We start from the raw sequence: 21,015 nt of genomic DNA, 5'->3' as shown, positions 1-21,015 counted from the left end.
CGATCACGTCTGGCGTTGACTGCCTGTAGGCGTGATCCGCAGACCTGTGTGCCTATCGTCACCGACGAGGGAGTTGACCAGTCGACTCAGACCGACAACTGACTCTTCGACCGCCGCAGCTCTGAGAAAGCCTTGATCGTCGTCGACGTCGCGGTCGCGATCGGTCGCAGATCCGGCCCTGCCTCGACCTTCGACACCATCACGACGTTGTCCACGTACGGCTGGATCGTGCTGGTGTTCTGCACCGTGGCGACGATGATCAGCTGGAACCCGAACTTGCGGAACGCACTCAGCGCCTGCTGGGCGAACTGCGGGTCGGACTTGGAGAACGCCTCGTCGAGCATCAGCTGGGCGAAGATCGGCCGGTTGTCGTTGCCGTGCGGGCTGGCCAGGTTGAAGCTCAGCGCGCCGGCGAGACAGAACGCCATCAGCTTCTCCTGCTCGCCACCGGAGTTGTCGCCGGCATTCGAGTAGGTGCGGATGGTCTCGCCGGACGCGGCGTCGTGCTCTTCGCAGTAAAAGTCGAAGCGGTTGCGGACGTCGAGGGCGTCGCGGGTCCACTGGCGGTCCTCCGGGGTGTTGCCGGCGAGGCGTTCGCGCAGCAGCAGGATGTCGGAGTACTGCTCGAGGATGGCCTGCTCGTCGCCGAAGCTGACCGCTGTTGCACGAGTAGAGATCTGGCGGGCCTTCTCGGTCAACTCCTCGACCGCAGCGAGCTTCTTGCGGCCCGGGACCAGCCGCAGGCGGGTGCCGCGGTTGAACGCCACCGCACCGAGGCCGGTGTTGACACGCTCAATCTGCTCGACGATGCGTCGTTCCTCGGCGTCGGCCGCCATGTGCAGACCGAGGATCGCACCGGGTGCCTGCTCGGTGATGAGGCGGCGCATCCGCTCGTAGGCCGACGGTAGCTCGCGTTCGTCGATGCGGCGGCAGACGGCGACGTAGTCGTGGATGCGTTCGTCGAAGTCGTCGCTGTCGTTGGGGATGGCGTCGGGGAATTCCTCGTCGTAGGTGTCGAGGATCCGGGCCAGCTCATCGCGAGAACGGCGAGCATCGGAGCGCATGCGGTCGCGTTCGCGGCCGGCGGCCTTGACGATCTCCTGGCGGTACGGCTCGGGGTTGAGCACGTCGAGCGTCGCCGAGAGGTCCTCGCGGAAGCCGTCGAGGGTCTTCTCCGCCTGTGCGGGAACGTCTTCGGGCTTCAGCCGGTCGATGAGGTCGAGCAGCTGGGTGCGGCGCTCGTCCTGGCGGGCGATCTTGTCCTTGACCAGCGCGGCCTGCGAGATCGCGTTGCGGACCTGCTCCCAGAGGTCTTCGGCCTTGCGCTGCAGCGCCTCGACGTCGGGGTGCTCCTCCATGAGGAGGTCGTACTGGTCGGTGAGCTGATCGACGCGATCATCGACGGAATCGACGTCGATCTCGTTCCACTGCGTGAACTGCTCGCACACACGACGGTAGGCGTCGCGGCGTCGTTCCTTGGCGGAACGTTCGCGGTCGAGTTCGGCACAGTCCTCACGGGCGTCCTCGAAAGCGCGCTCCTCGTAGGCGAGTTCGTCGCGCAGCGCGGTGATCTTGGATTCGACGTCGCCGACGAAGATATACTGCGACCGGCGGAGCTGCTGGCGATCGTCCTTGACGGCCAGCTTCGCCGAGTCCTTGCGCAGACCCTGGTCAGTGACCGCCTTGGCGTACTGCGAGAACTCGCCCGGGTTGTCGACACACATGTGGTTGCCCAGGCGCGCGAGGATGGTCATCGCCTCGGCGGCACACGGGTGGCCGGGGTCGACGGGCCGCAGTTTGGACGCCAGGGTGCCCGGCTCGACGTCGGGCATGGGTCGGGTCTCGGCCTGGTGCAGCTGGATACGGCCGCGCATGTCGTGCGAGTTGACGAAGCGCAGGGCGGAGCGGAAGTGCTTGTCCGGCACGAGGAGTCGCAGGCCGGCGTTACGCAGGACCTTCTCTACTGCCAGGCGCCAGCGTTCCTCGTCGGGGTCGAGTTCGACGAGTTCGGCGACGTACTTGAGTTCGGACTCGTCGATCTGCAGCGCGTGCGCGATGACGCGACGCATCTCGTGTTCGGTGCGCGGCAGGGCGGAACCGGCCTGTTCGACGCGGCCGAGCTCTTCCTGCGCGGTGTCGCGGCGACTACGGGCGGCGACCTCGCGGGCGAGCGCTTCGGCGTAGTGGGCGCGACCGGCGTCGAGCTGTCCGTCGATCTTGGTGGCCTCTTCGATGAGCTCCTCGCGCAGCGACCAGAAGCCTTCGGCATTCGTGGGTGCGCTGAAGCCGAGTGCGGAGACCTTGTCCTCGTAAGCGTTCCGTCGTGCGGTGACCTCGGTGCTGAGCTTCTGTGCGCCGCCAAGCTGTTCGCGCAGCGGGGCGAGGTCGCCGGTGGAGGTGGCGATGCGGGCCAGCAGCAGGCTGTGGTCCTGGCGCAGCTGGTCGTGCTGGGTGGTCAGCGCGGCGAGATCACTGTCGAGGCGGGTGATCTGGTCGTCGAGGTCGGCGACCTCGGGCTGCGCGTTGCGGATCCGCAGGTTGTTGACGTAGCTGCGGATGGTGGTGCTGTCGATGGTGTCGAGGACGCTGAAGGTTGCCGACTCGCTCGCGTACCGCTCGTGAACCTCCTCGATGTTGCCGAGGATCGTGCGCTTGCGGCGCGCGACGTCGAGCAGTTCACGCGCTTCGACGAGCGGGTCGATCTGCTCGAGGGCGTCGGAGATGCCGACGATGGAGGTTGGGGCGTCGAGCATGAACTCCCGCACGAACTGTGCGAGACCACCGACGCTCTTGAGCGACTTGGCTTTTCCGAGGAGCTGCTGCGCGGCGTCGGAGCCGCGGATGCCGATGAGCGAGTACAGCGTCGAGAGATACTTGCCCTCGCCGGGTCCGCCGCGCCAGCCGCGGTCGCGGAACTTGGCCGAGTTGTAGTTGGAGGCGGCCCACTCGTTGCAGGCGTCGACGATGTCGGCGTCGCCGTCGTAGATGAAGTACGAGCTGTGCGCGTCGGTCATCTTGCCCGCGGCCAGCCACTTGAGGACCAGACCGGTGATGGCGGTGCCCGAGGTGGAGGTGTAGGTGACCGCGATGGCCGCCCACGCCGGGCCGGTGCCGCGCAGGTACATGATCTCACGGTGCGCGTTGGTGCCGTCGCGCCGCTCGCCCCACGCGCCGCGCACGTACTTGCCGACGGTGCGCTTGCCGCTCGACGAGCCGGCGGCGGTGGCGTCACCCGAGGCGTTGAAGTTGCGGCGGTGGTCGGGCAGGAACGCCAGCGAGATGGCGTCGAGCAACGACGACTTACCCGAACCCGACGATCCGGTGATCAGAGAACCGTTGGAGCTGAACGGGATCGAGTGATACCCGTCGAACACGCCCCAGTTGATCAGTTGCAACCGGGACAGGTGGTACTGGTCGACGCTCACCAGTCGTCTCCTTCGTCGTCGCCGAAGCCGTCCTCGGCGTCGTCGGGCCGGGCGGGATCGTCGGTTGCGCTCTCCGGCGGCTCATCCCCCGTGTCGCCGGAACCGATGAACTGCTCGAACTGGCGCTGCAGGTCGGTGATCACCGACGCCGTCATGACCGCGGAGATCACCGGGCTCACGGTGAAGGTGTCGGCGTCGTCGCGCTGCTTGCGCAGGAACTCGAGCTCTTCCATCTTGTCGATGGCCCGCTCGATGCGCTTGTCGAAGAGCGCGAGGTCGCGGTCGATGGTGTTGGTGACGCCGGCGAAGAGTTCGTGGATCTCCTCGCGGGTGATCAGCGCATCCTCGTCGCGTGCGGCGCGGATGTACTTGGCGAGATGCAGCGCCAGGATCGCGTCGTAGGTGTGGACGGTCTCGCGCTTGAGAATGCGTCGGCCCCAACGGGAGTCGTAGCCGGCCTGCTCGACGAAGGCGACCTGGAGTTCGTCGACGAGGCGGAGGCGAAGGTCGAGCTCGGACAGGCGGATTCGCAAGACGTCCTGGTACTCGGATACCCACGACCACAGCTGCGGCTGCCGGTCACCGCTGACATAGCGGCGGGCCAGCAGGTTCTGCAGCGCCCAGCAGGCGCGGTCGGGCATCTCGCTGACGTCGCCGTCGAAGCGCGGTGCGCTCGGGGCGTGCGAGGTGGCGCGGTTGGCGACGGTGGGGAGATCGTCGAAGCCGGCGAACTCGTCTGGGAGGTCGGGGCCCTTCGTGGCTCGTTCCGCTCGCACCTCAGGGAGCGAGGGGTTGGCCTCCGCGTTCACCTCAGGGAGCGAAGATTGGGTCTCGTCGGAGCCGGCGTTGGTCTCGTCGGTGGTGGTCATTCGGCGTCGACCTCCGCAGTCGGAATAGGTTCGGTGAAGGTCAGGTCGGGGACTTCGATGGCGTGGTCCTCCCCGAGGAGGGACCGGAAGCGGACGGTGGTCATCGGCACCTTCTCCCCTGCCGCGGCCTGCTTTTGGGCCCAGGACCACAGCACGATGACGTGCGCGAGGTACGCCTCGTCGAGGCCTTCGATGACGTCGGTGAGCGCGACCGGGCCGGCGGCGACGGCTTTGTTGACGGTCTCGGTGAGTTCGACAGTGTCGACCTGCCCGGTCATCGACGCGAACGCGGCCAGATCGGCGTCGGCGCCACCGGCAGGCAGTGCCGGGGCGGGCGGGACGTGTTCGCGGATCTCGAAGGCGAGGCGGCCGATCGAGTTGAGGGTCGGGGCGGCCAACGGCAGTTCGTAGCCGAGGCGGCGGTCCGCGAGGGAGGTCTTGAGGAGATCGTTGGCGGTGGCGAGCGCGTCGTTGAGCTGACGGGCCAGACCGCGGCTCTGCTCGAGGGTGCCCGACGCAACGAACCGTCGAATACGACGGGCACAGCGCTGACGGGTGCGGCCGACCTCGGCCATCTGCTGGGTGACCAGGCCGAAGAAGTTGTCCATGACCGATCGCAGGCCGGCGTCCATGCCGGGGAAGTTCTCGATGATGGTGTCGATGTCGGCCTTGAGGCGGGCGCGGCGCTCCGGGTCCTGGATCATCTGGCTGAACGCCTGGTACGACGCCGACTGCGACGACTGCAGCAGGGCCTCGTAGTCGTCGAAGAGCTGGCGCTGACGGTCGCGGTAGGCGAGGTCGGAGTCGCCCGGGTCGTCGAGCAGGGCGGTGGTGATGCGGTCGAGCATCGTGCCGTACTGGCCGATGTCGGAGATGATCTGCTCCATCTGGTAGCCGATGGCGCGGGCGGAGTCCTCGGCGACGCGGAGGTCGACCGGTGGGCGGCGGCCGGCTTCGAGGTCGGCGAGCTCGGCGTCGAGGTCGGACATCTGGGCCTCGAGCTCGAGGCGGATGGTCTCGGGGTCGTTGCTGACCTGCCCGGCGACGCGTCGGAGTTCGGCGGCGATGCCGGTGATCGAGCCGCCCGTGGCGATGGAGTCCTCGCGGCGCTGGCGGCGCATGAAGTCCAGGACCGAGCGGGCCTCGCTGGTCAGATGGCACAGGTTGGGGGCGTCGGGGTCGGTGGTGTCGGTGACGCGGTGCAGCCAGCCCTGACGGGCCCACAGTTTGACCAGTTCGAGGCCGGTGGGCTGATCCTCGGTGAGGTCGAGTTCGGCGAGGTCGCGTTCGAGGCGCATCGTCAGCTCGACCTCCGACATCTTTGTGCCGTAATCGAGGTGACGCTCCATCAAGGTCACGTAGAGAGCCGAGTTGGTGGCCGCGAACAGCTTGACCGCTGCCGACTTCTGCAGGGCGCGGTTCGCCTCCAGGGCGTCACCCAGCGTGACCTGCGCCGATTCCAACGGCACGGCGGGTCGCCCGACCTCGTGCTGAGCCGGGAAGGCAGAAATCTCCATCGCCGCCTCACGGGGTTCTCGGGGACTACGGGACCCGCGATAGTCTGCCACGTCCGCCCGGCGGGACCCCAGTCCGGTGGTTGTGCGGCAGCCGGTGGTGACCCACCTCGCTACCCTGAGCGGCATGGTGATGGCTGATCGTCCCGAGGTCGAGACCGCGTCGGGACCCCTGACGGCGCTGACCGTCGTCGGACTGGCGTCGAGCATGCTCGGCGGACTCGCTCGCGTGCCGTTCAAGAAGCCGTGGTCGGGGCCGTCGGGGCTACTCGACAACGTCGGCCAGGCCGTCACCCGGCAGTCGATCCGCGCGTTCATGGGCTACTCGATGGGGCTCCCGATCGAGGAGTTCCGGTCGATGGAGAAGATCCTCGACGACATCTGCCGCGTCGTGATGCCGCCGTTCGTCGAACTGACCGACGGCGTCGAGCTCACCGACGACACCATTGGTGGCGTGCCCGGTCTGTGGTGTCGTGCGAAGGCGAGTTCCGACGCCTACGTCGACGAGGACGAGGACAAGCAGGAGATCGGTGCGACGATCCTGTATCTGCACGGCGGCGGGTACATCGGGACGTCGCCGATCATGTACTCGGCGTTCGCGTCGTCGCTGGTGCGGATCACCGGTTTTGAGGTGTTCATCGCCGACTACCGGATGGCACCCGAATTCCCGTTCCCCGCAGGCATTCTCGACGCCGCTGACGTGTACCAGGCACTCCTCGGACGTGGCGTGACCCCGGACCACATCATCGTCGCCGGGGACTCGGGCGGCGGTGGGCTCGCGGCGTCGCTGGTTGCGCACCTGCACGAGCAGGGTCTACCGAAGCCCGGTGCGCTGGCGCTCTTCTCCCCCGAGATCGATCTCGACCTCGACCATCCGTCGATCACCGAGAACGCCCAGTACGACGTGCTGCCGTGGAACATCCCGGTGACGCCTTATCTGCACGGGGTGCAGCCCAACGACGCTCGGGTGTCGGTGATCAATGCCGAACCGAATCCGGAATGGTTCCCGCCGACCTTCGTCTGCTGGGGCGCCGACGAGATGTTCCGTGACGGGATACGGGAATTCGCGGAACGGCTTGCGGACTCCGAGGTGCCCGTGCGCGCGATGGAGGAACCCGGAATGTTCCATGTGTTCCCGATCCTCATGCCGTGGGCCGAGGCGTCGAAGCGGGTCTTCCGGGCGATGCACGACCTGGCGAAGGGTCACGTCGCGAGCGATCCGGACGCGACGCCGACCCACTGACGCCTCAGCCCAGGACGAACGCGAGCAGGAAGCCGGCCGCAGTGGCCAGGCCGACCCACCAGCCGCCTTCGCGGTAGGCCTCCGGCATCAGTCCGTTGGCGAGGACGCCGAGGGTCGCGCCGCCGGCGAAGGCCTGGACGATGCTGACCGCGGTCGGCGAGATGGCGTCGGAGACTGCGTAACCGCCGACGGTCACGCCGATGAGGATCGCCGCGGTGGCCACCCACATCACGAGCGCGTAGCGCAGTGACATGTCGTGTTCGCGTCTCATCAACGACGCCCCGCTCACCGCCTCGGGCACGTTGCCGACGGCGATCGCCACCACCAGCACGAGCGAGCCGCCAGCGGTGAGAGAGACACCCAGCGCGCTGTTCTCGGGAACGCCGTCGAGGAAGACACCGAGCATCAGTGCCGGACCGATGGCGCGGGAGCCGAGTTTGGTCTCGACGACGTGGTCGGCGATCACGTAGACCGCGGTGCCGAGGAACAGCGCCACCCCGGCGAGGCCGATGCCGGCTTGCTTGAACGCCGGCTCGAAGAGCTCGGTGGAGACCGCGGCGATCATCGTGCCCGCGCCGAACGCCATCAGCGTCGCCAGGACTCGCGCCGGGAGATCCCAGCGGAGACCGATCGCAGCACCGATCGCGATAGGTACCGCAGTAATCAGGCCGTAGAGGATTGCGGTGAGCATGGATCCAGCTTGCGCCTGATCGGTGGTTGGTGACCTCGATACGCGGCGTCCTCGCTCCGCTCGGTCGTCGCTACTCGGCCAGCAGGGGTGGGCGGCGTCCTCGCTCCGCTCGGCCGTCGCTAGTCGGCCGGCGGGGGTGCGCGGCGTCGCTGGTCCAGGGCCCGTGCCGGCCCGCCGGCAGGCGGTGCGGCGGCGGTCCAGGCGTGCTGCCCGGGCGGCGCGGTGCCCGATTCCGTATGACGTTGCGCCCGGCGTCCGAGCACAAGGTCAAACGAACATCGAGGAGCCGGGTCGTCGAGCCCATGTAGTCCGGTCGTACGACGTCACGGCTGGTTACGGTGCCGTAGAGGTCGGATTAGTCGGGAATCCGTGAGAAACAGGTCACAAAATTGCGGATCCCGCGCTCGACCTGCGGAGACACAGACGATATGCTGACTTACGTCCGATGAACCGGTCAGACCCCCGACCCGACCGGTTCGTCGGACATTTTAGTGCCCGGACCATCCCGCTGTCCTGACGAGCGGTTGAGGCTCCGGCACCGTCGTGCGTCGTGTTACGCCGACCGCGCCTCCATTTATTCCAGCGGTAACCACCCGGTAATCGTCGCGGGGTGAACTGGTTCACGTAGCAGTCAGCTACTCGATGAGATCGAAGTCCTACCGATCTGCCGCTCTTGGGCAACGATGCCCGATCCGCATTCTCACACGCCGAGCCGCCACGCGCGCCGTCGTCCCGCCATTCCAGGAGTCCTTGTGCCCTCTTTCGACGAAACCATCACCGAGAACATCGCCGCATCGCTCGCGGAGATCCCGCACCCCTCGCTGCCGAAGGGGTCCAACATCTACGGCGGCACCAAGATCTTCCCGGACTATCAGGCCGAGGACGGCGAAACGTACTTCACGCTGGTGCACGGCATCGCGCACGAGTCGTCGGTCTCGTTTGTCGCGGTCCTGCAGGCGACCCGCGCACTACGCAAGGGCTTCGAGTCCGCGATGTACTTCTACGGGCCGGGCGCCATCAATTGCCTTGCCACACGCGGATTTCCGACGACCGGCGACTCCGGATTCCCCGGCGAGCAGAACATCAACAACGCACTCGAGACCTTCATCTCCGAAGGCGGCACCGTGTTCTGCTGCCGCTTCGGCCTCGCGTTGCACGGCGGACGTGAAGAGGACCTGATCGAGGGCGTCATCCCGGCGCACCCGCTCGACGTCCAGGACGCGATCATCCATTACGCACGCAAGGGCGCGATCATCAACTCGACCTACATGGTCTGAGGCTGGTTTCGATACGGCTCGTCGCTAGCGCTCCTCGCCTACTCAACCAGCAGGGCAGAACCCGTCGCTAGCGCTCCTCGCCTACTCAACCAGCAGAGCGAGCCCCGTCGCTAACCCCTCAACCCACTCAACCAGCGAGACAACACTTTCCGCATCACCGACCCTGGGACATCCTATGACCACCATCGGATCAGTCGCGGCGAACTTCACCCGCGATCTCGAACAGAACTACGCGACGATCGAAGAATATGTCGCTCAGGCGCGGGCACGCGGCGTCGACTTCCTGGTGTTCCCGGAGGCGGCGATCGGCGGGTACCTGTCGTCGCTGGGCAACCACGGCGACACCCGTAAGAACAGTGCACGGTCGCTGCCACCGGCGATCTCCCTCGACGGACCCGAGATCGCGCGGGTGCAGTCCATCGTCGGAGACCTGGTGGTGGCGATCGGGTTCTGCGAACTCGGCGAGGACGGCGAGACCCGCTACAACGCGGCCGCTGTTCTCGACGGCGATCGGATCTACGGCAGTTATCGGAAGGTCCATCAGCCGCTGGGCGAGAACATGTCGTACTCGTCGGGCGACGGGTACGGGGTCTTCGACACTCCAGTCGGACGCATCGGGCTCCAAATCTGTTACGACAAGGCCTTTCCCGAAGCAGCACGCATCATGGCATTGAAAGGAGCGGAGATCATCGCAAGCCTGTCGGCGTGGCCGGCGGCTCGCACCGCGACCGCGGAGAACCTCCAGGAGGACCGGTGGACCTACCGGTTCAATCTGTTCGACGCAGCGCGAGCTCTGGAGAACCAGGTGTTCTGGGTGGCGTCGAACCAGAGCGGGACGTTCGGGTCGTTGCGATATGTGGGCAACGCCAAGATCGTCGACCCGGGCGGCAACATCCTCGACACCACGCTTCTCGGCAGCGGACTCGCGGTCGCCGAGGTGGACATCTGCAAGAGCTTCACCGCGATGCGCGCCGGGATGTTCCACCTGCGGGACCGGCGACCAGAGAAGTACGGCCTGCTCACCGAACCGGAGAACGCCGACGACCTCGCCTGGCGGGACCTCGCTCATGCCTGAGATGACCGTCCAAGTGCGGTGGCCCGACGGGCTGTTCCGCCAGTACTACTCCCCCAGCCTCGTCCTGCACGATCACCTCGCGCCGGGGTCGTACAGGGTCGACGACTTTCGGTTGCGAGCGACCACCGCGCTCGAGGAAGCCAGCGCACGAGTGCGAGCCAAGTACGGGTTCGCATGTACGTCGGCGGCGGCGTCCGCCGAGGCGATCGTCAGCGACGCTGCGCGACATCCGGATTCGGCGGAGGTCGAGGTCGTGTCGATGTACCCGCCACTGCCCGCGCACACGGTTTCGACACCGGTCGTCGCTTCGCTCCATCCCGGCTCAACCAGCGGAGAGAAGGACTCATGAGCGCAATCAAATCCCCGGCACACATACCGGTCGTCGTCGTCGGTGGCGGGCAGGCCGGGCTCTCGGTCAGCTGGTATCTCGGGCAGGCCGGCGTCGAGCACGTCGTCGTCGAAGCCGAGACCGCAGTGCATGCCTGGGCCGACAAGCGTTGGGACAACTTCACTCTCGTGACCCCCAACTGGCATTGTCGACTGCCTGGGTATGCGTACAAGGGTCCCGATCCGGACGGGTTCATGACTCGCGACGAGGTCGTCGAGTGGCTGAAGGGGTGGTTGCAGACCTTCGACGCACCGCTCGTCGAGCACACTCGGGTGACCCGCCTGCAGCGGTTGAACGCCGATCGATTCGAGCTGACCCTCGACGGTCCGGACGGCGTCCGCACGGTGACGTGCGACCAGGCGGTCATCGCGACCGGCGGGTATCCGCTGCCGGTGATCCCGGCGTTCGCGTCGGCGCTCGACCCGACGGTGCATCAGATCCACTCCGAGCAGTACTTCAATCCTGAGCAGCTGCCCGAGGGTGCGGTGCTGGTCGTCGGATCGGGACAGTCGGGGACGCAGATCGCCGAGGATCTGCATCTCGCCGGTCGGCAGGTGCATCTGGCGGTCGGCAACGCACCGCGGGTCGCACGGTTCTACCGGGGCCGGGATTGCATGACGTGGCTGTCGGACATGGGGCTCTACGACACTCCGACGCAGGAGTATCCGGGTGGTCGTGCCGCGCAGGAGAAGACCAATCACTACGTAACCGGCCGCGATGGTGGCCGCGACATCGACCTACGACGCTTCGCCGTCGAGGGCATGCGGCTCTACGGGATGCTCACCGACGGCAAGGACTCGACGCTGCGGTTCGCGCCGACGCTCACGGACGCGCTGGACAAGGCAGACGCGACCTACAACTCCATCTGCGGCGACATCGACCGGCATATCGACTCGCTGGGGATCGAGGCGCCCGAACCCTCTCGGTACGAGCCGGTCTGGGCTCCGGATGTCGACCCTGCGGAACTGGATCTTGCGGCGGACGGCGTCACGTCGATCATCTGGGCCATCGGGTATCGGCCTGAATATCGATGGATTGAAGCGAGCGCCTTCGACGGCGGGGGCCGCCCGATGCAGACGCGCGGGATCACCGAGGTGCCCGGGCTGAGCTTGGTCGGACTGCCGTGGATGCACACCTGGGGATCCGGGCGGTTCCTCGGGATCGACCGGGACGCGCGGTACGTGGCGGAGCACATCGTGGGTGCTCTGGACCAAGGCCGACCGCGGTTGGCGGCGGCGCAGTAGGTGGGTGGCGTGGGGTGCGGGTGGTCGGGTTTTGGAGTGGCGGTCGCCAGCCCTTCGTGGCTCGTCGCTGGCGCTCCTCGCACCTCAGGGAGCGGAGTTGGCCGCACTCCGAAGCAAGAGTGGCACTACGTACGCCGATGGCAGCAGACGTGAAACTGACATTCCAACCAGGAGTACCCATGACGGTATCCACACGAGTTGACCTGGCACTGCTCGGGATTCGGGGCGAGCCGCCCGTACAGCGGACCGGTGGCGCCGGCCCGAGCGACGATGGCCACCTGATGGTCGACGGCCTGCATGCCGCGATCCCGCGGAACCCGCAGAGTCCGTTCGTCTTCGACGGCGATCGCGTCCTGTACGACGGGGTGGACGTCGGGATCGAGGTCGAGGCGATCGGACGTCCCGGGTTCTACGACCTGCAGACCGCCGACGGCGTCAGCTACGAGAAGATCGCACGGTTGCACGGACGCAACGTCCTGGCGACCACGGTGGTCCAGACGTGCATCCGGTACGACGAGTCGGAGCGATGCCGGTTCTGTTCCATCGAGGAGTCGCTGCGGTCGGGGTCGACGATCGCGGTGAAGAAGCCGGAGCAACTGGCCGAGGTCGCGCGTGCCGCAGTCGAACTCGACGGCATCACCCAGATGGTGATGACCACCGGCACTACCAATGGCCGCGACCGCGGGGCCCGGCACCTCGCGCGGTGTGTCCGCGCAATCAAGGCCGCGGTCCCCCACCTGCCGATCCAGGTCCAGTGCGAACCGCCCGCCGACCTCGCCGTCCTGACCGAACTACGCGAGGCCGGTGCCGACGCGATCGGCATCCACGTCGAATCCCTCGACGACGAGGTGCGGCGGCGGTGGATGCCCGGCAAGTCATCGGTGCCGATGGACGAATACCGCGCCGCCTGGACCGAGGCCGTGCGCGTGTTCGGGCGCAACCAGGTGTCGACCTACCTGCTCGTCGGACTCGGCGAGGACACCGACGAGATGATCGCCGGCGCCAAGGAACTCGCCGACATGGGTGTCTACCCGTTCATCGTGCCGTTCCGTCCTCACGCGGGGACGCTCGCGGTCGACGTCGACAAAGCGTCGGCACCGGACCCGGCGATCGTGGAGAAGATCAGCCGCGAAGTCGCCAGCCATCTCACCCTGATCGGCATGACCGGCGCCGACCAGCGGGCCGGATGCGCGGCCTGCGGAGCATGCAGCATTCTGCCGACGGTGGGTGGTTGAGATGGTGGAGTCCTTTCGATACGCCCCTCCGCAAGCTCCGGGGCTACTCAAGGAACAGAAACCGCACACCGCACCGCAAGCTCCGGGGCTACTCAAGGAACAGAAACCGCACACCGCACCGCAAGCTCCGGGGCTACTCAAGGAACAGAAACCGCACACCGCACCGCAAGCTCCGGGGCTACTCAAGGAGCAAAAGCCTCACGTCGCACCGCAGGCTCCGGGGCTACTCAAGGAGCAAAAGCCTCACGTCGCACCGCAATCTCCGGGGCTACTCAAGGAGCAAAAGCCTCACGTCGCACCGCAATCTCCGGGGCTACTCAAGGAGCAAAAGCCTCACGTCGCACCGCAGGCTCCGGGGCTACTCAAGGAGCAGCGGCCGGCTGAGTTGTCGATCCTCGCCGGTCGGCGTCGTGTCGTCGCACGACCGGACTTCCTGATCACGGTCGCCGACACCGCCGCCGAGCACGCTACCTACCGGGCGATGCGGTACCGCGAATTCGTCGAGCAGCAACAGCTTTTTGACCGTACGGATCTCGATGACACCGACGGCGACCCGCGCACGGTGGTCCTCGTCGCGACGTTGCCGGACGGCGCGATCGCCGGTGGTGTCCGGGTCGCTCCTATGCGGTGGGACGGATCGGCAGACACCGAAGACATCGGCTGGTGGTTCGGTAGCCGGCTCGTGGTCGCCGATCCCGGGCACGCGGCCGGTATCGGTCCAGCGCTCGTGCGCGCCGCGTGTGCGCACATCGAACAGCAGGGCGCGTTACGTTTCGACGCGACGGTGCAGGACCGCTACGCGAGGATGTTCCGGCGGCTCGGCTGGGATGACTGCGGGGCCGGTCCGGTGATCGCGGGTCAGGCGCACCGGGAGATGCGATGGCCGGTCCACCGGATCCAGCGGACCGTCGACGGCACCAAAGCAGTCCTCGCGGAGGCACTTGCACCGTTTGCCGAGCAGGACGGAGGCCTCGGCGCAGCCGGATTCCGCGGTGACGACGGCGTGCCGCTACCTGGCACCGATGTGATCGCGGCGTGTGATGCCATCATTCCGTCGATGATCGAACGCGACCCGGAATGGGCCGGGTGGTGTTCGGTGCTGGTCAATATCAACGACCTGTCCGCGATGGGTGCGCGTCCGATCGGGCTGCTCGACGCGGTGGGCGCCCCCACGACCTCGCATTTGACCCGCATCATCCGGGGGATCTCCGCAGCCGCACGAGCTTGGCAGACACCGGTTCTCGGCGGTCATACACAGGTCGGCGTGCCGTCGGCGCTGTCGGTGACGGCGTTGGGCACCACGCCCAGTCCGCTGCGGGCCGGCGGCGGCGCAGTCGGAGACACCGTCACGCTGCATGCAGACCTCGGCGGGTCGTGGCGACCGGGCTATCACGACCGGCAATGGGACTCCACGAGCTCACGCAGCAGCGACGAATTGCGTGCGATGGCAGGTCATCTGGCGAGGGTCGGACCGGCGTCGGCGAAGGATGTGAGCATGGCGGGAATCGCCGGAACGCTGGGTATGCTCGCCGAGGCGTCGGGCACCGGAGCCGAACTCGACGTCACCGCCGTGCCGCGGCCGAACGACGCGTCGATGGGCGCGTGGCTGACCTGCTTCCCCGGGTACGCGATGCTCAGTACAGACCGACCGGGTCGTCGTGCCGGTGTGCCCGTGCCGGACGCCCTTACCATCGCAGACTGTGGGCGTCTCACTTCGGAACCGGGCGTGCGACTGCGGTGGCCCGACGGTGCGGTGACCGTCGCGGTGGCCTCCACGGTCACCGGGCTGGGGGCCGCATGATCGGACTCCGGGTGACGCCCTCTCGCCGGTTCTCGGTCGGTACTGTTCGACCATGAGCACTGTCACCCTCGGTGCTCTCGCCGCGCACTTCGGCCGCGACGTGGAGCGCGGTGTGTCCAAGGCCGTCGGCATCGTCGAGGCGGCCGCGCGAGACGGCGTCGACCTGCTCGTTTTCCCGGACGCGACGCTCGGCGGCTATCTGGGCGACCTGCAGAACCCCGACCCCGACGAGCTGCCGCCGGCGCTTGATCCGGACGGGCCCGAGTTGGCTGCACTCATCGCCGCCGCGCGCGACACGACGGTCTGCATCGGTTACACCGAGGCCGATGGCGACAAGCGTTTCAACACCGCGGTCTGCGTCTCCGGGGACGGGATTCTCGGCACGCACCGCAAGGTCCATCAGCCCGCGGGAGAGTCGCTGGCCTACGCGGCCGGTGACGAGTTCCGGTCCTTTGACACCCCGGTCGGCCGGATCGGCATGCTCATCGACTACGACAAGACGTTCCCGGAGTCGGCCCGGACCCTCGCCCTCGACGGTGCGCGGATCATCGCTGCACTGTCGGCGTGGCCGGCCAGCGTGACCGATCGTGCCACCCGGCTCCCCGCCGATCGGCAGTCGCGGCTCTTCGACCTGTACGACTGCGCCCGCGCGGCCGAGAATCAGGTGTTCGTCGTGTCGTCGAACCAGACCGGCGTGATGGGATCGCTGCGGTTCCTCGGGCAGGCCAAGGTCGTCGGACCGGGCGGCGATATCCTGGCCACCACGCGGTCGAAGGGTGGGCTGGCCAGCGTGACGGTCGACGTCGACGCGGAGATCGATCGCGCCCGCCGCGTGCTGAGTCATCTCGCCGAACTGCGACCCGACTCCTATCGAAGCGCGAGCCCTCAGCCCGGGACAGCCGCGGACCTATCATGACGGGTGTGGACTCCCCCTCACCGCGCGTCGCGCTGCTGACCTACTCGACGAAACCGCGTGGCGGCGTGGTCCACACGCTGAACCTCGCCGAGGCGATGGCGCGAATCGGCGTCGACGTGACGGTCTGGTCGCTGGCGCGTGGCGGTGACGACGGGTTCTTCCGGAATGTGGACCCGGCGGTGACGCTGCGGCTCGTGCCGTTCCCCGATCGCGAGAACGAGACGATCACCGACCGCATCGTGCGATCCATCGACACCTTGCGCGACGCCTTCGACACAAGCGCATACGACATCGTGCACGCCCAGGACTGCATCAGCGCCAACGCCGTCGGCACCTGCATCCGCACGATCCATCACCTCGACCAGTTCACGACGCCGATCCTCGTCGAATGCCACAAGAAGGCCGTCGTGAATCCGTATGCGCGGATCTGTGTATCGCGGGCGGTCGCCGACGAGGTGCATCACGGCTGGGGGTTCACACCTGACGTGATCCCGAATGGTGTTGCGTATCAACGGTTCGCCGACGCCGCGTCGGTTATGCCGGAAGCTGTCGAGGCGCGTGATCGGTGGACCGGCAAGCTCGGCGAGTACGTGCTGGCCGTCGGCGGGATCGAACCTCGGAAGGGCAGCATCGACCTGCTGAACGCGTACGCCCTGCTGCGGGAGCGGCATCCGGAGCTGTCGCTGGTCTTCGCCGGTGGCGAGACCCTGTTCGACTATCGGGACTACCGCGCCGAGTTCGACCGTCGCCGTACCGAACTCGACGTCGAACCGATCGTGCTCGGCAACGTGCCGGACGACGAGCTGCCGACGCTGGTCGCGGCCAGTCGGGTGTTCGCGTTCCCGTCGGTGAAAGAAGGGTTCGGGCTGGCCGCGATGGAGGCGCTGTCCGCGGGTCGGCCGGTCGTGACCCGTGAGTTGCCCATCCTCCGTGAGGTGTTCGGCGACGCAGTCGCCTACGCGTCGACGGTCCCCGAACTCGCCGAAGCGCTGGAGGACGCGCTCACGCCGGACCCGGCGCGCGTCGAGGCCGGCCGGTCGCTGGCGGCGTCGTTGACGTGGGAGGACGCGGCACTTCGTCACCTCGAGTTCTATGCCCGCCACCCGATGCCGCGCGACCCGTTGCCTACACACGTCGACGCGTCGAGATGAGCGAACACCCGCGCGCCTCCGAACGCGCCGGAATCCTTGCGGTGACCCTCACCGCGTTCCTGTGGGGCACGTCGGGGACCGCCGCTGCACTAGCTCCTGCGCTCAGTGCGGTGACGATCGGTGCTATTGCGATGTCCGGCGGTGGTTTGCTGCAGGGTGCGATCAACGCACGGGCGGTGCGCGCCGCGTGGCCGTCGTTGATGAAGCTATGGCCAACGGTGCTCGCGGGCGGTGTCTGCGTGATGGTGTACCCGCTGTGCTTCTACGGCTCGATGCGCATCGGCGGTGTTGCGCTGGGCACCGTGGTGTCGCTGGCGTCGGCGCCGTTGTTCTCGGCGGTGATCGAACGCGTCGCCGACGGTCGGGCGTTGACGACAAGGTGGTGCGTCGCGTGTGCGCTGGGTATCGCCGGCAGTGTCGCGCTGGCGTTGTCGCGCAGCGAATCGTCGCACGGGGATTCCGTCTCCGGCAGCACCGCGTCGGCCTGGGGTGTCGCGCTCGGCTTGGGAGCGGGCGCGACCTACGCGGGTTTCTCGTGGGCGATGCGACGCCTGATGAACCAGGAACTGCCCCGCGGAGCGTCGGCCGGTGGCGTCATGGGACTGGGCGGGGTGTTGTTGCTGCCCGTGGTCGCGGTGTGTGTGCCCTCGGTGATCGAGCATCCGGAAGGTCTGTACGTCCTCGCGTACCTCATCGTCGTGCCGCAGTTCCTCGGCTACGTGTTGTTCAGCCGTGGACTGGGACGGATCGACAGTTCGACCGCTACCACCATCACCCTCATCGAACCGGCGGTCGCGACTGTTCTGGCGGTCGTCGTACTGTCCGAATCGATCACCGCGGTCGGCTGGATGGGCATCGGCGTGCTGGCGGTGGCGCTCGTCGTGTTGATGGCTCCCGCGCGGCGTCGGAGATCGGTTAGCGTCGAGCGGAGAAGTACGCACAACGGCGCCCCTGCCGTGGATGAGGAGGACATGCATGAAGCAGTTCCGAGAGGCCGTCGAGGCACGTGACGCGCAGGCGATGCAGGCTCTGCTCGCCGACGACGTCGTGTTCACCAGCCCGGTCGCGTTCAAGCCGTACCCGGGCAAGGCGATCACCTCGGCGATCCTGCGGGGCGTGCTGCGCGTGTTCACCGACTTCCGCTACGTGCGCGAGATCAACGACGAGGGCGGCCGGGACTCGGCGCTCATCTTCGAGGCCAACGTCAACGGCAAGGCCGTCACCGGATGCGACTTCATCCACGTCAACGACGACGGCAAGATCGACGACTTCATGGTGATGGTCCGGCCGCTCTCGGGCGCGCAGGCCCTCGCCGAGGCGATGGGCGCACAGTTCGATCAGATCGCAGCCGAAGCAGCTGCCGAGACCACGGACGGAGCCAACTGATGAAACTCGGTCTGCAACTGGGATATTGGGCCGCACAACCGCCGGCCGGTCACGCCGATCTCGTCACCGCCGCCGAACAGGCCGGTTTCGACTCCATCTTCACCGCCGAGGCCTGGGGATCCGACGCCTACACCCCACTGGCCTGGTACGGGTCGTCGACGAGCCGTGTGCGGCTGGGCACCTCGGTGCTGCAGCTGTCGGCGCGCACTCCAACTGCATGTGCGATGGCCGCGCTGACGCTCGACCATCTGTCCGGCGGTCGGCACATCGTCGGACTCGGTGTGTCCGGGCCGCAGGTCGTCGAAGGTTGGTACGGACAGAAGTTCGCCAAGCCGCTCGGCCGCACGCGTGAGTACATCGACATCATGCGTCAGGTGTGGGCGCGGGAGGCGCCGGTCACCAGTGCCGGGCCGCACTATCCGCTGCCCTACAACGGCGACGGCGCGTCGGGACTCGGTAAGCCGCTCAAGCCGATCACCCATCCGCTGCGGTCCGACATCCCGATCATGCTCGGCGCCGAGGGACCCAAGAACGTCGCGCTCGCGGCCGAGATCGCCGACGGCTGGCTGCCGCTGTTCTACACGCCGCGCATGGCCGACACCTACAACGCCTGGCTCGACGAGGGTTTTGCCAAGCCGGGTGCCCGACGCAGTCGCGAGGACTTCGAGATCATCGCGACCGCCCAGATCGTCATCACCGACGACCGCGCCGCCACCTATGCCGCCATCAAGCCGTTCCTCGCGCTGTACATGGGCGGAATGGGCAGTGAGGACACCAACTTCCACGCCGAGGTGTACCGCCGCATGGGGTACTCCGACGTGGTCGACGAGGTGACCAGATTGTTCCGCTCCGATCGCAAAGAAGAAGCGGCGCAGATCATCCCGGATGCTGTCGTCGAGGATTCCGCGATCGTCGGCAACCTCGACTACGTGCGCGAACAGATCAAGGTCTGGGAGTCTTGCGGTGTCACCACGATGCTGGTCTCCCCGCGCACCATCGAGGAGATCGACCAGCTCGCCGGACTCATCAGCTGATGCTGACCCCCGCCCGGTTCACCATCATCGACGACATCGTGGCGTTCCCGACGCCCGTCGCGGACACGTTCGACTATCTCACCGATCCGAGCAATCGGCCTGCGTGGCAGTCGAGTCTGCGCCGAATCGACGACCTGCAGGTGATCGGTGACCGGGCGGGTGACGTCGGCACCAGCTGGACCGACGTCACCGTCGTACCCGGTATCAGTCCGCGGTTGGAGGTCACCGACTGTGAGCCGCACCGGTTGTGGCGGGAGGTCGGTGGGTGGCGATCTGTCGACGCGGTGCTGACGTTGGGCTTCCAGGAACGCTCCGACGGCGGCACGGATGTCCACGCCGAGGGGACGCTGACCGTGCCGGCCATGGGCGTACCGGTACTGGCGGTGAACCGGTGGCCGGCGGCGCGGGCGATCCGTGCCGATCTGGCTCGGGCGGCCCGGATTCTGGGTGGTAGCGGCGCTCGGTGAACCGCGTCCGCTCGGGTAGCGTGACCAGGGTGAACATGAAGAATGCGACGCTCGCGCTCGGCGCGGCCCTCGTCCTCGCGGTGGCCGGCTGTAGCTCCGACTCCGATTCCGATTCCGGCACAACCGAAGCCACCGGTACCGCCGCGGCCGGCAGCACCGACACCGGTTCGGCACCGAACAGCTGCCCCACCGCCTCGGCCAAGGACGGCGCCAAGCCCCAGTGGACCCTGAAGGGCGCCACCGGCGAGATGGAGATGGTCGCCGCCACCGAGAACGAGGCGCCGAAGATCACCGTCCAGTCGCCGTTCAGCGTCGACCAGACTGTTGTCGAAACCCTCGTCGAGGGTGACGGACCCGTCGTCGCCGAGACCGCGTCGGTCAGCGTTTGCTACGTCGGCGTCAACGGTCGCAACGGCGAGGAGTTCGACAGCGCCTACCAGAGCGGCACCCCCGTCGACTTCCCGCTCAACGGCGTCATCCCAGGCTTCAGCAAGGCGATCGCCGGGCAGAAGGTCGGGTCGAAGGTGGGCGTCGCCATGACGTCGGCCGACGGTTACGCCCAGGGCCAGCCCAGCGCCGGCATCGAGCCGGGTGACACCCTCATCTTCGAGATCGGGATTCTCGCAGCTTCGTAGGGGTTCTACAACGAAACACGAAGGGCTGGTGACCGTTTGGTCACCAGCCCTTGTGGCGAGTCAGGCACGAGGCGTTCATCGCATCCGATCTGCGGGTGCGGAATCACGTCGCATGCGACATCGCTCCGGCTGTGGGACCTCGGCCGTAGTCGTTCACCCGGATTGACGTCGCGCGCGACGTCATTTCGGGCATCGTGCCCCGGTATAGGGGGCCGGGCCGCACAGCGGGCCGGGCGGGGTGAAATTTCGTCCATCTCAGCGGCTTCCGAGGGCAGTGTGCCCTCGGAGGGTGCTCACAGGGACGAACTTTTCGCGTTGGGCCGGCGAACGTGGAGGACGAAAGGATATCCGCTCCCTTCAGGAGTGTCGGGAGCATGCGAACGGTGTTCTCGGTACGGCTCGTCGCTAACGCTCCACTCATATCGGGGAGCGGCCGTGGTGTCGACGCTCCTCACACCCCGGGGAGCAGAAGGGTGGCGTCGTAGGGTTTGACAGCGAAATACGAGGGGCTGGTGACTGTTTGGTCACCAGCCCTTCGTGGCTCGTCGCTAGCGCTCCTCGCACCTCAGGGAGCGAGTGGTGGCGTCGACCGCTCCTCGCACCTCAGGGAGCAAGTGGTGGCGTCGACCGCTCCTCGCACCTCAGGGAGTGGGGGCTTGGTTTC

Annotated in this window: 18 protein-coding genes; 14 read left to right on the top strand and 4 right to left on the bottom strand. The window is 67.2% G+C overall.

Going from position 1 to position 21,015, the window contains the following annotated elements:
* Nucleotides 1–86: 86 nt before the first annotated feature.
* The 3 genes from GONAM_RS00380 to GONAM_RS00370 are packed head-to-tail and all read right to left on the bottom strand — an operon-like array spanning nucleotide 87 to nucleotide 5,811.
* Nucleotides 87–3,425: an ATP-binding protein gene (locus GONAM_RS00380; protein WP_006864777.1), complete on the bottom strand. Its 3,339-nt coding sequence runs from the start codon at nucleotides 3,423–3,425 to the stop codon at nucleotides 87–89.
* The gene (locus GONAM_RS00375; protein WP_006864776.1) at nucleotides 3,422–4,294 is read right to left on the bottom strand and encodes a DUF4194 domain-containing protein; all 873 of its coding nucleotides are present in this window, start codon (nucleotides 4,292–4,294) and stop codon (nucleotides 3,422–3,424) included. Before GONAM_RS00375 ends, GONAM_RS00380 begins: the two co-directional genes overlap by 4 nt.
* Nucleotides 4,291–5,811 carry a DUF3375 domain-containing protein gene (locus tag GONAM_RS00370; RefSeq protein WP_006864775.1) on the bottom strand — a complete coding sequence of 507 codons (1,521 nt, stop codon included), beginning with the start codon at nucleotides 5,809–5,811 and terminating at the stop codon, nucleotides 4,291–4,293. Before GONAM_RS00370 ends, GONAM_RS00375 begins: the two co-directional genes overlap by 4 nt.
* 124 nt (nucleotides 5,812–5,935) lie before the next feature.
* On the opposite strand from GONAM_RS00370, the gene GONAM_RS00365 reads away from it, so the two are divergent.
* A complete protein-coding gene (locus GONAM_RS00365) occupies nucleotides 5,936–7,051 on the top strand; it encodes an alpha/beta hydrolase (protein ID WP_040534869.1) in 1,116 nt (371 codons plus the stop codon).
* Between the two features lie 4 nt (nucleotides 7,052–7,055).
* Here GONAM_RS00365 and GONAM_RS00360 read toward each other — a convergent pair whose 3' ends face one another.
* Nucleotides 7,056–7,742, bottom strand: a complete 687-nt coding sequence (locus GONAM_RS00360) for a ZIP family metal transporter (protein ID WP_006864773.1) — start codon at nucleotides 7,740–7,742, stop codon at nucleotides 7,056–7,058.
* 752 nt (nucleotides 7,743–8,494) lie between these two features.
* Between GONAM_RS00360 and GONAM_RS00350 the strand changes: the two genes are divergently transcribed.
* The 13 genes from GONAM_RS00350 to GONAM_RS00290 all read left to right on the top strand — a co-directional run bounded on the left by GONAM_RS00350 (nucleotide 8,495) and on the right by GONAM_RS00290 (nucleotide 20,351).
* Nucleotides 8,495–9,019 carry an MSMEG_0572/Sll0783 family nitrogen starvation response protein gene (locus tag GONAM_RS00350; RefSeq protein WP_005195025.1) on the top strand — a complete coding sequence of 175 codons (525 nt, stop codon included), beginning with the start codon at nucleotides 8,495–8,497 and terminating at the stop codon, nucleotides 9,017–9,019.
* 175 nt (nucleotides 9,020–9,194) lie between these two features.
* Nucleotides 9,195–10,094, top strand: a complete 900-nt coding sequence (locus GONAM_RS00345; RefSeq protein WP_006864772.1) for a carbon-nitrogen hydrolase family protein — start codon at nucleotides 9,195–9,197, stop codon at nucleotides 10,092–10,094.
* Nucleotides 10,087–10,443: an MSMEG_0570 family nitrogen starvation response protein gene (locus GONAM_RS00340; protein WP_006864771.1), complete on the top strand. Its 357-nt coding sequence runs from the start codon at nucleotides 10,087–10,089 to the stop codon at nucleotides 10,441–10,443. The genes GONAM_RS00345 and GONAM_RS00340 overlap by 8 nt, the downstream gene beginning before the upstream one ends.
* Nucleotides 10,440–11,726 carry an MSMEG_0569 family flavin-dependent oxidoreductase gene (locus tag GONAM_RS00335; RefSeq protein ID WP_006864770.1) on the top strand — a complete coding sequence of 429 codons (1,287 nt, stop codon included), beginning with the start codon at nucleotides 10,440–10,442 and terminating at the stop codon, nucleotides 11,724–11,726. Before GONAM_RS00340 ends, GONAM_RS00335 begins: the two co-directional genes overlap by 4 nt.
* A 179-nt stretch (nucleotides 11,727–11,905) precedes the next feature.
* Nucleotides 11,906–12,961, top strand: coding sequence for an MSMEG_0568 family radical SAM protein (locus GONAM_RS00330; RefSeq protein ID WP_006864769.1), 1,056 nt, complete (start codon nucleotides 11,906–11,908; stop codon nucleotides 12,959–12,961).
* Nucleotides 12,962–13,346: 385 nt separating this feature from the next.
* Entirely contained in the window at nucleotides 13,347–14,762 is a 1,416-nt protein-coding gene (locus tag GONAM_RS00325) for an MSMEG_0567/sll0787 family protein (protein ID WP_040534863.1), read from the top strand.
* 52 nt (nucleotides 14,763–14,814) lie between these two features.
* Nucleotides 14,815–15,678 carry a carbon-nitrogen hydrolase family protein gene (locus GONAM_RS00320; RefSeq protein ID WP_006864767.1) on the top strand — a complete coding sequence of 288 codons (864 nt, stop codon included), beginning with the start codon at nucleotides 14,815–14,817 and terminating at the stop codon, nucleotides 15,676–15,678.
* Nucleotides 15,675–16,829: an MSMEG_0565 family glycosyltransferase gene (locus GONAM_RS00315; RefSeq protein WP_040534860.1), complete on the top strand. Its 1,155-nt coding sequence runs from the start codon at nucleotides 15,675–15,677 to the stop codon at nucleotides 16,827–16,829. Before GONAM_RS00320 ends, GONAM_RS00315 begins: the two co-directional genes overlap by 4 nt.
* Complete coding sequence (locus GONAM_RS00310; RefSeq protein ID WP_006864765.1) at nucleotides 16,826–17,839, top strand: DMT family transporter; 1,014 nt, start codon at nucleotides 16,826–16,828, stop codon at nucleotides 17,837–17,839. The genes GONAM_RS00315 and GONAM_RS00310 overlap by 4 nt, the downstream gene beginning before the upstream one ends.
* The gene (locus tag GONAM_RS00305) at nucleotides 17,805–18,215 is read left to right on the top strand and encodes a nuclear transport factor 2 family protein (RefSeq protein WP_006864764.1); all 411 of its coding nucleotides are present in this window, start codon (nucleotides 17,805–17,807) and stop codon (nucleotides 18,213–18,215) included. The genes GONAM_RS00310 and GONAM_RS00305 overlap by 35 nt, the downstream gene beginning before the upstream one ends.
* Nucleotides 18,215–19,249 carry an LLM class F420-dependent oxidoreductase gene (locus tag GONAM_RS00300; RefSeq protein ID WP_006864763.1) on the top strand — a complete coding sequence of 345 codons (1,035 nt, stop codon included), beginning with the start codon at nucleotides 18,215–18,217 and terminating at the stop codon, nucleotides 19,247–19,249. The genes GONAM_RS00305 and GONAM_RS00300 overlap by 1 nt, the downstream gene beginning before the upstream one ends.
* Nucleotides 19,249–19,716, top strand: coding sequence for an SRPBCC family protein (locus tag GONAM_RS00295; protein ID WP_006864762.1), 468 nt, complete (start codon nucleotides 19,249–19,251; stop codon nucleotides 19,714–19,716). The genes GONAM_RS00300 and GONAM_RS00295 overlap by 1 nt, the downstream gene beginning before the upstream one ends.
* A gap of 35 nt (nucleotides 19,717–19,751) precedes the next feature.
* Nucleotides 19,752–20,351, top strand: coding sequence for an FKBP-type peptidyl-prolyl cis-trans isomerase (locus tag GONAM_RS00290; protein ID WP_040534967.1), 600 nt, complete (start codon nucleotides 19,752–19,754; stop codon nucleotides 20,349–20,351).
* The last annotated feature ends 664 nt before the right edge of the window (nucleotides 20,352–21,015 follow it).

This window comes from Gordonia namibiensis NBRC 108229, assembly GCF_000298235.1.
Classification (GTDB): Bacteria; Actinomycetota; Actinomycetes; order Mycobacteriales; family Mycobacteriaceae; genus Gordonia; species Gordonia namibiensis.
This window is presented reverse-complemented; position numbering and strand designations above follow the sequence as displayed.

What these genes read in the sequence shown, in the direction of transcription:
- GONAM_RS00305 (WP_006864764.1), top strand. Translation starts at nt 17,805, where the DNA reads ATGAAGCAGTTCCGAGAGGCCGTCGAGGCACGTGACGCGCAGGCGATG.
- GONAM_RS00360 (WP_006864773.1), bottom strand. Translation starts at nt 7,742, where the DNA reads ATGCTCACCGCAATCCTCTACGGCCTGATTACTGCGGTACCTATCGCG.
- GONAM_RS00340 (WP_006864771.1), top strand. Translation starts at nt 10,087, where the DNA reads ATGCCTGAGATGACCGTCCAAGTGCGGTGGCCCGACGGGCTGTTCCGC.
- GONAM_RS00370 (WP_006864775.1), bottom strand. Translation starts at nt 5,811, where the DNA reads ATGGAGATTTCTGCCTTCCCGGCTCAGCACGAGGTCGGGCGACCCGCC.
- GONAM_RS00335 (WP_006864770.1), top strand. Translation starts at nt 10,440, where the DNA reads ATGAGCGCAATCAAATCCCCGGCACACATACCGGTCGTCGTCGTCGGT.
- GONAM_RS00315 (WP_040534860.1), top strand. Translation starts at nt 15,675, where the DNA reads ATGACGGGTGTGGACTCCCCCTCACCGCGCGTCGCGCTGCTGACCTAC.
- GONAM_RS00300 (WP_006864763.1), top strand. Translation starts at nt 18,215, where the DNA reads ATGAAACTCGGTCTGCAACTGGGATATTGGGCCGCACAACCGCCGGCC.
- GONAM_RS00290 (WP_040534967.1), top strand. Translation starts at nt 19,752, where the DNA reads ATGAAGAATGCGACGCTCGCGCTCGGCGCGGCCCTCGTCCTCGCGGTG.
- GONAM_RS00310 (WP_006864765.1), top strand. Translation starts at nt 16,826, where the DNA reads ATGAGCGAACACCCGCGCGCCTCCGAACGCGCCGGAATCCTTGCGGTG.
- GONAM_RS00365 (WP_040534869.1), top strand. Translation starts at nt 5,936, where the DNA reads ATGGTGATGGCTGATCGTCCCGAGGTCGAGACCGCGTCGGGACCCCTG.
- GONAM_RS00295 (WP_006864762.1), top strand. Translation starts at nt 19,249, where the DNA reads ATGCTGACCCCCGCCCGGTTCACCATCATCGACGACATCGTGGCGTTC.
- GONAM_RS00375 (WP_006864776.1), bottom strand. Translation starts at nt 4,294, where the DNA reads ATGACCACCACCGACGAGACCAACGCCGGCTCCGACGAGACCCAATCT.
- GONAM_RS00320 (WP_006864767.1), top strand. Translation starts at nt 14,815, where the DNA reads ATGAGCACTGTCACCCTCGGTGCTCTCGCCGCGCACTTCGGCCGCGAC.
- GONAM_RS00330 (WP_006864769.1), top strand. Translation starts at nt 11,906, where the DNA reads ATGACGGTATCCACACGAGTTGACCTGGCACTGCTCGGGATTCGGGGC.
- GONAM_RS00345 (WP_006864772.1), top strand. Translation starts at nt 9,195, where the DNA reads ATGACCACCATCGGATCAGTCGCGGCGAACTTCACCCGCGATCTCGAA.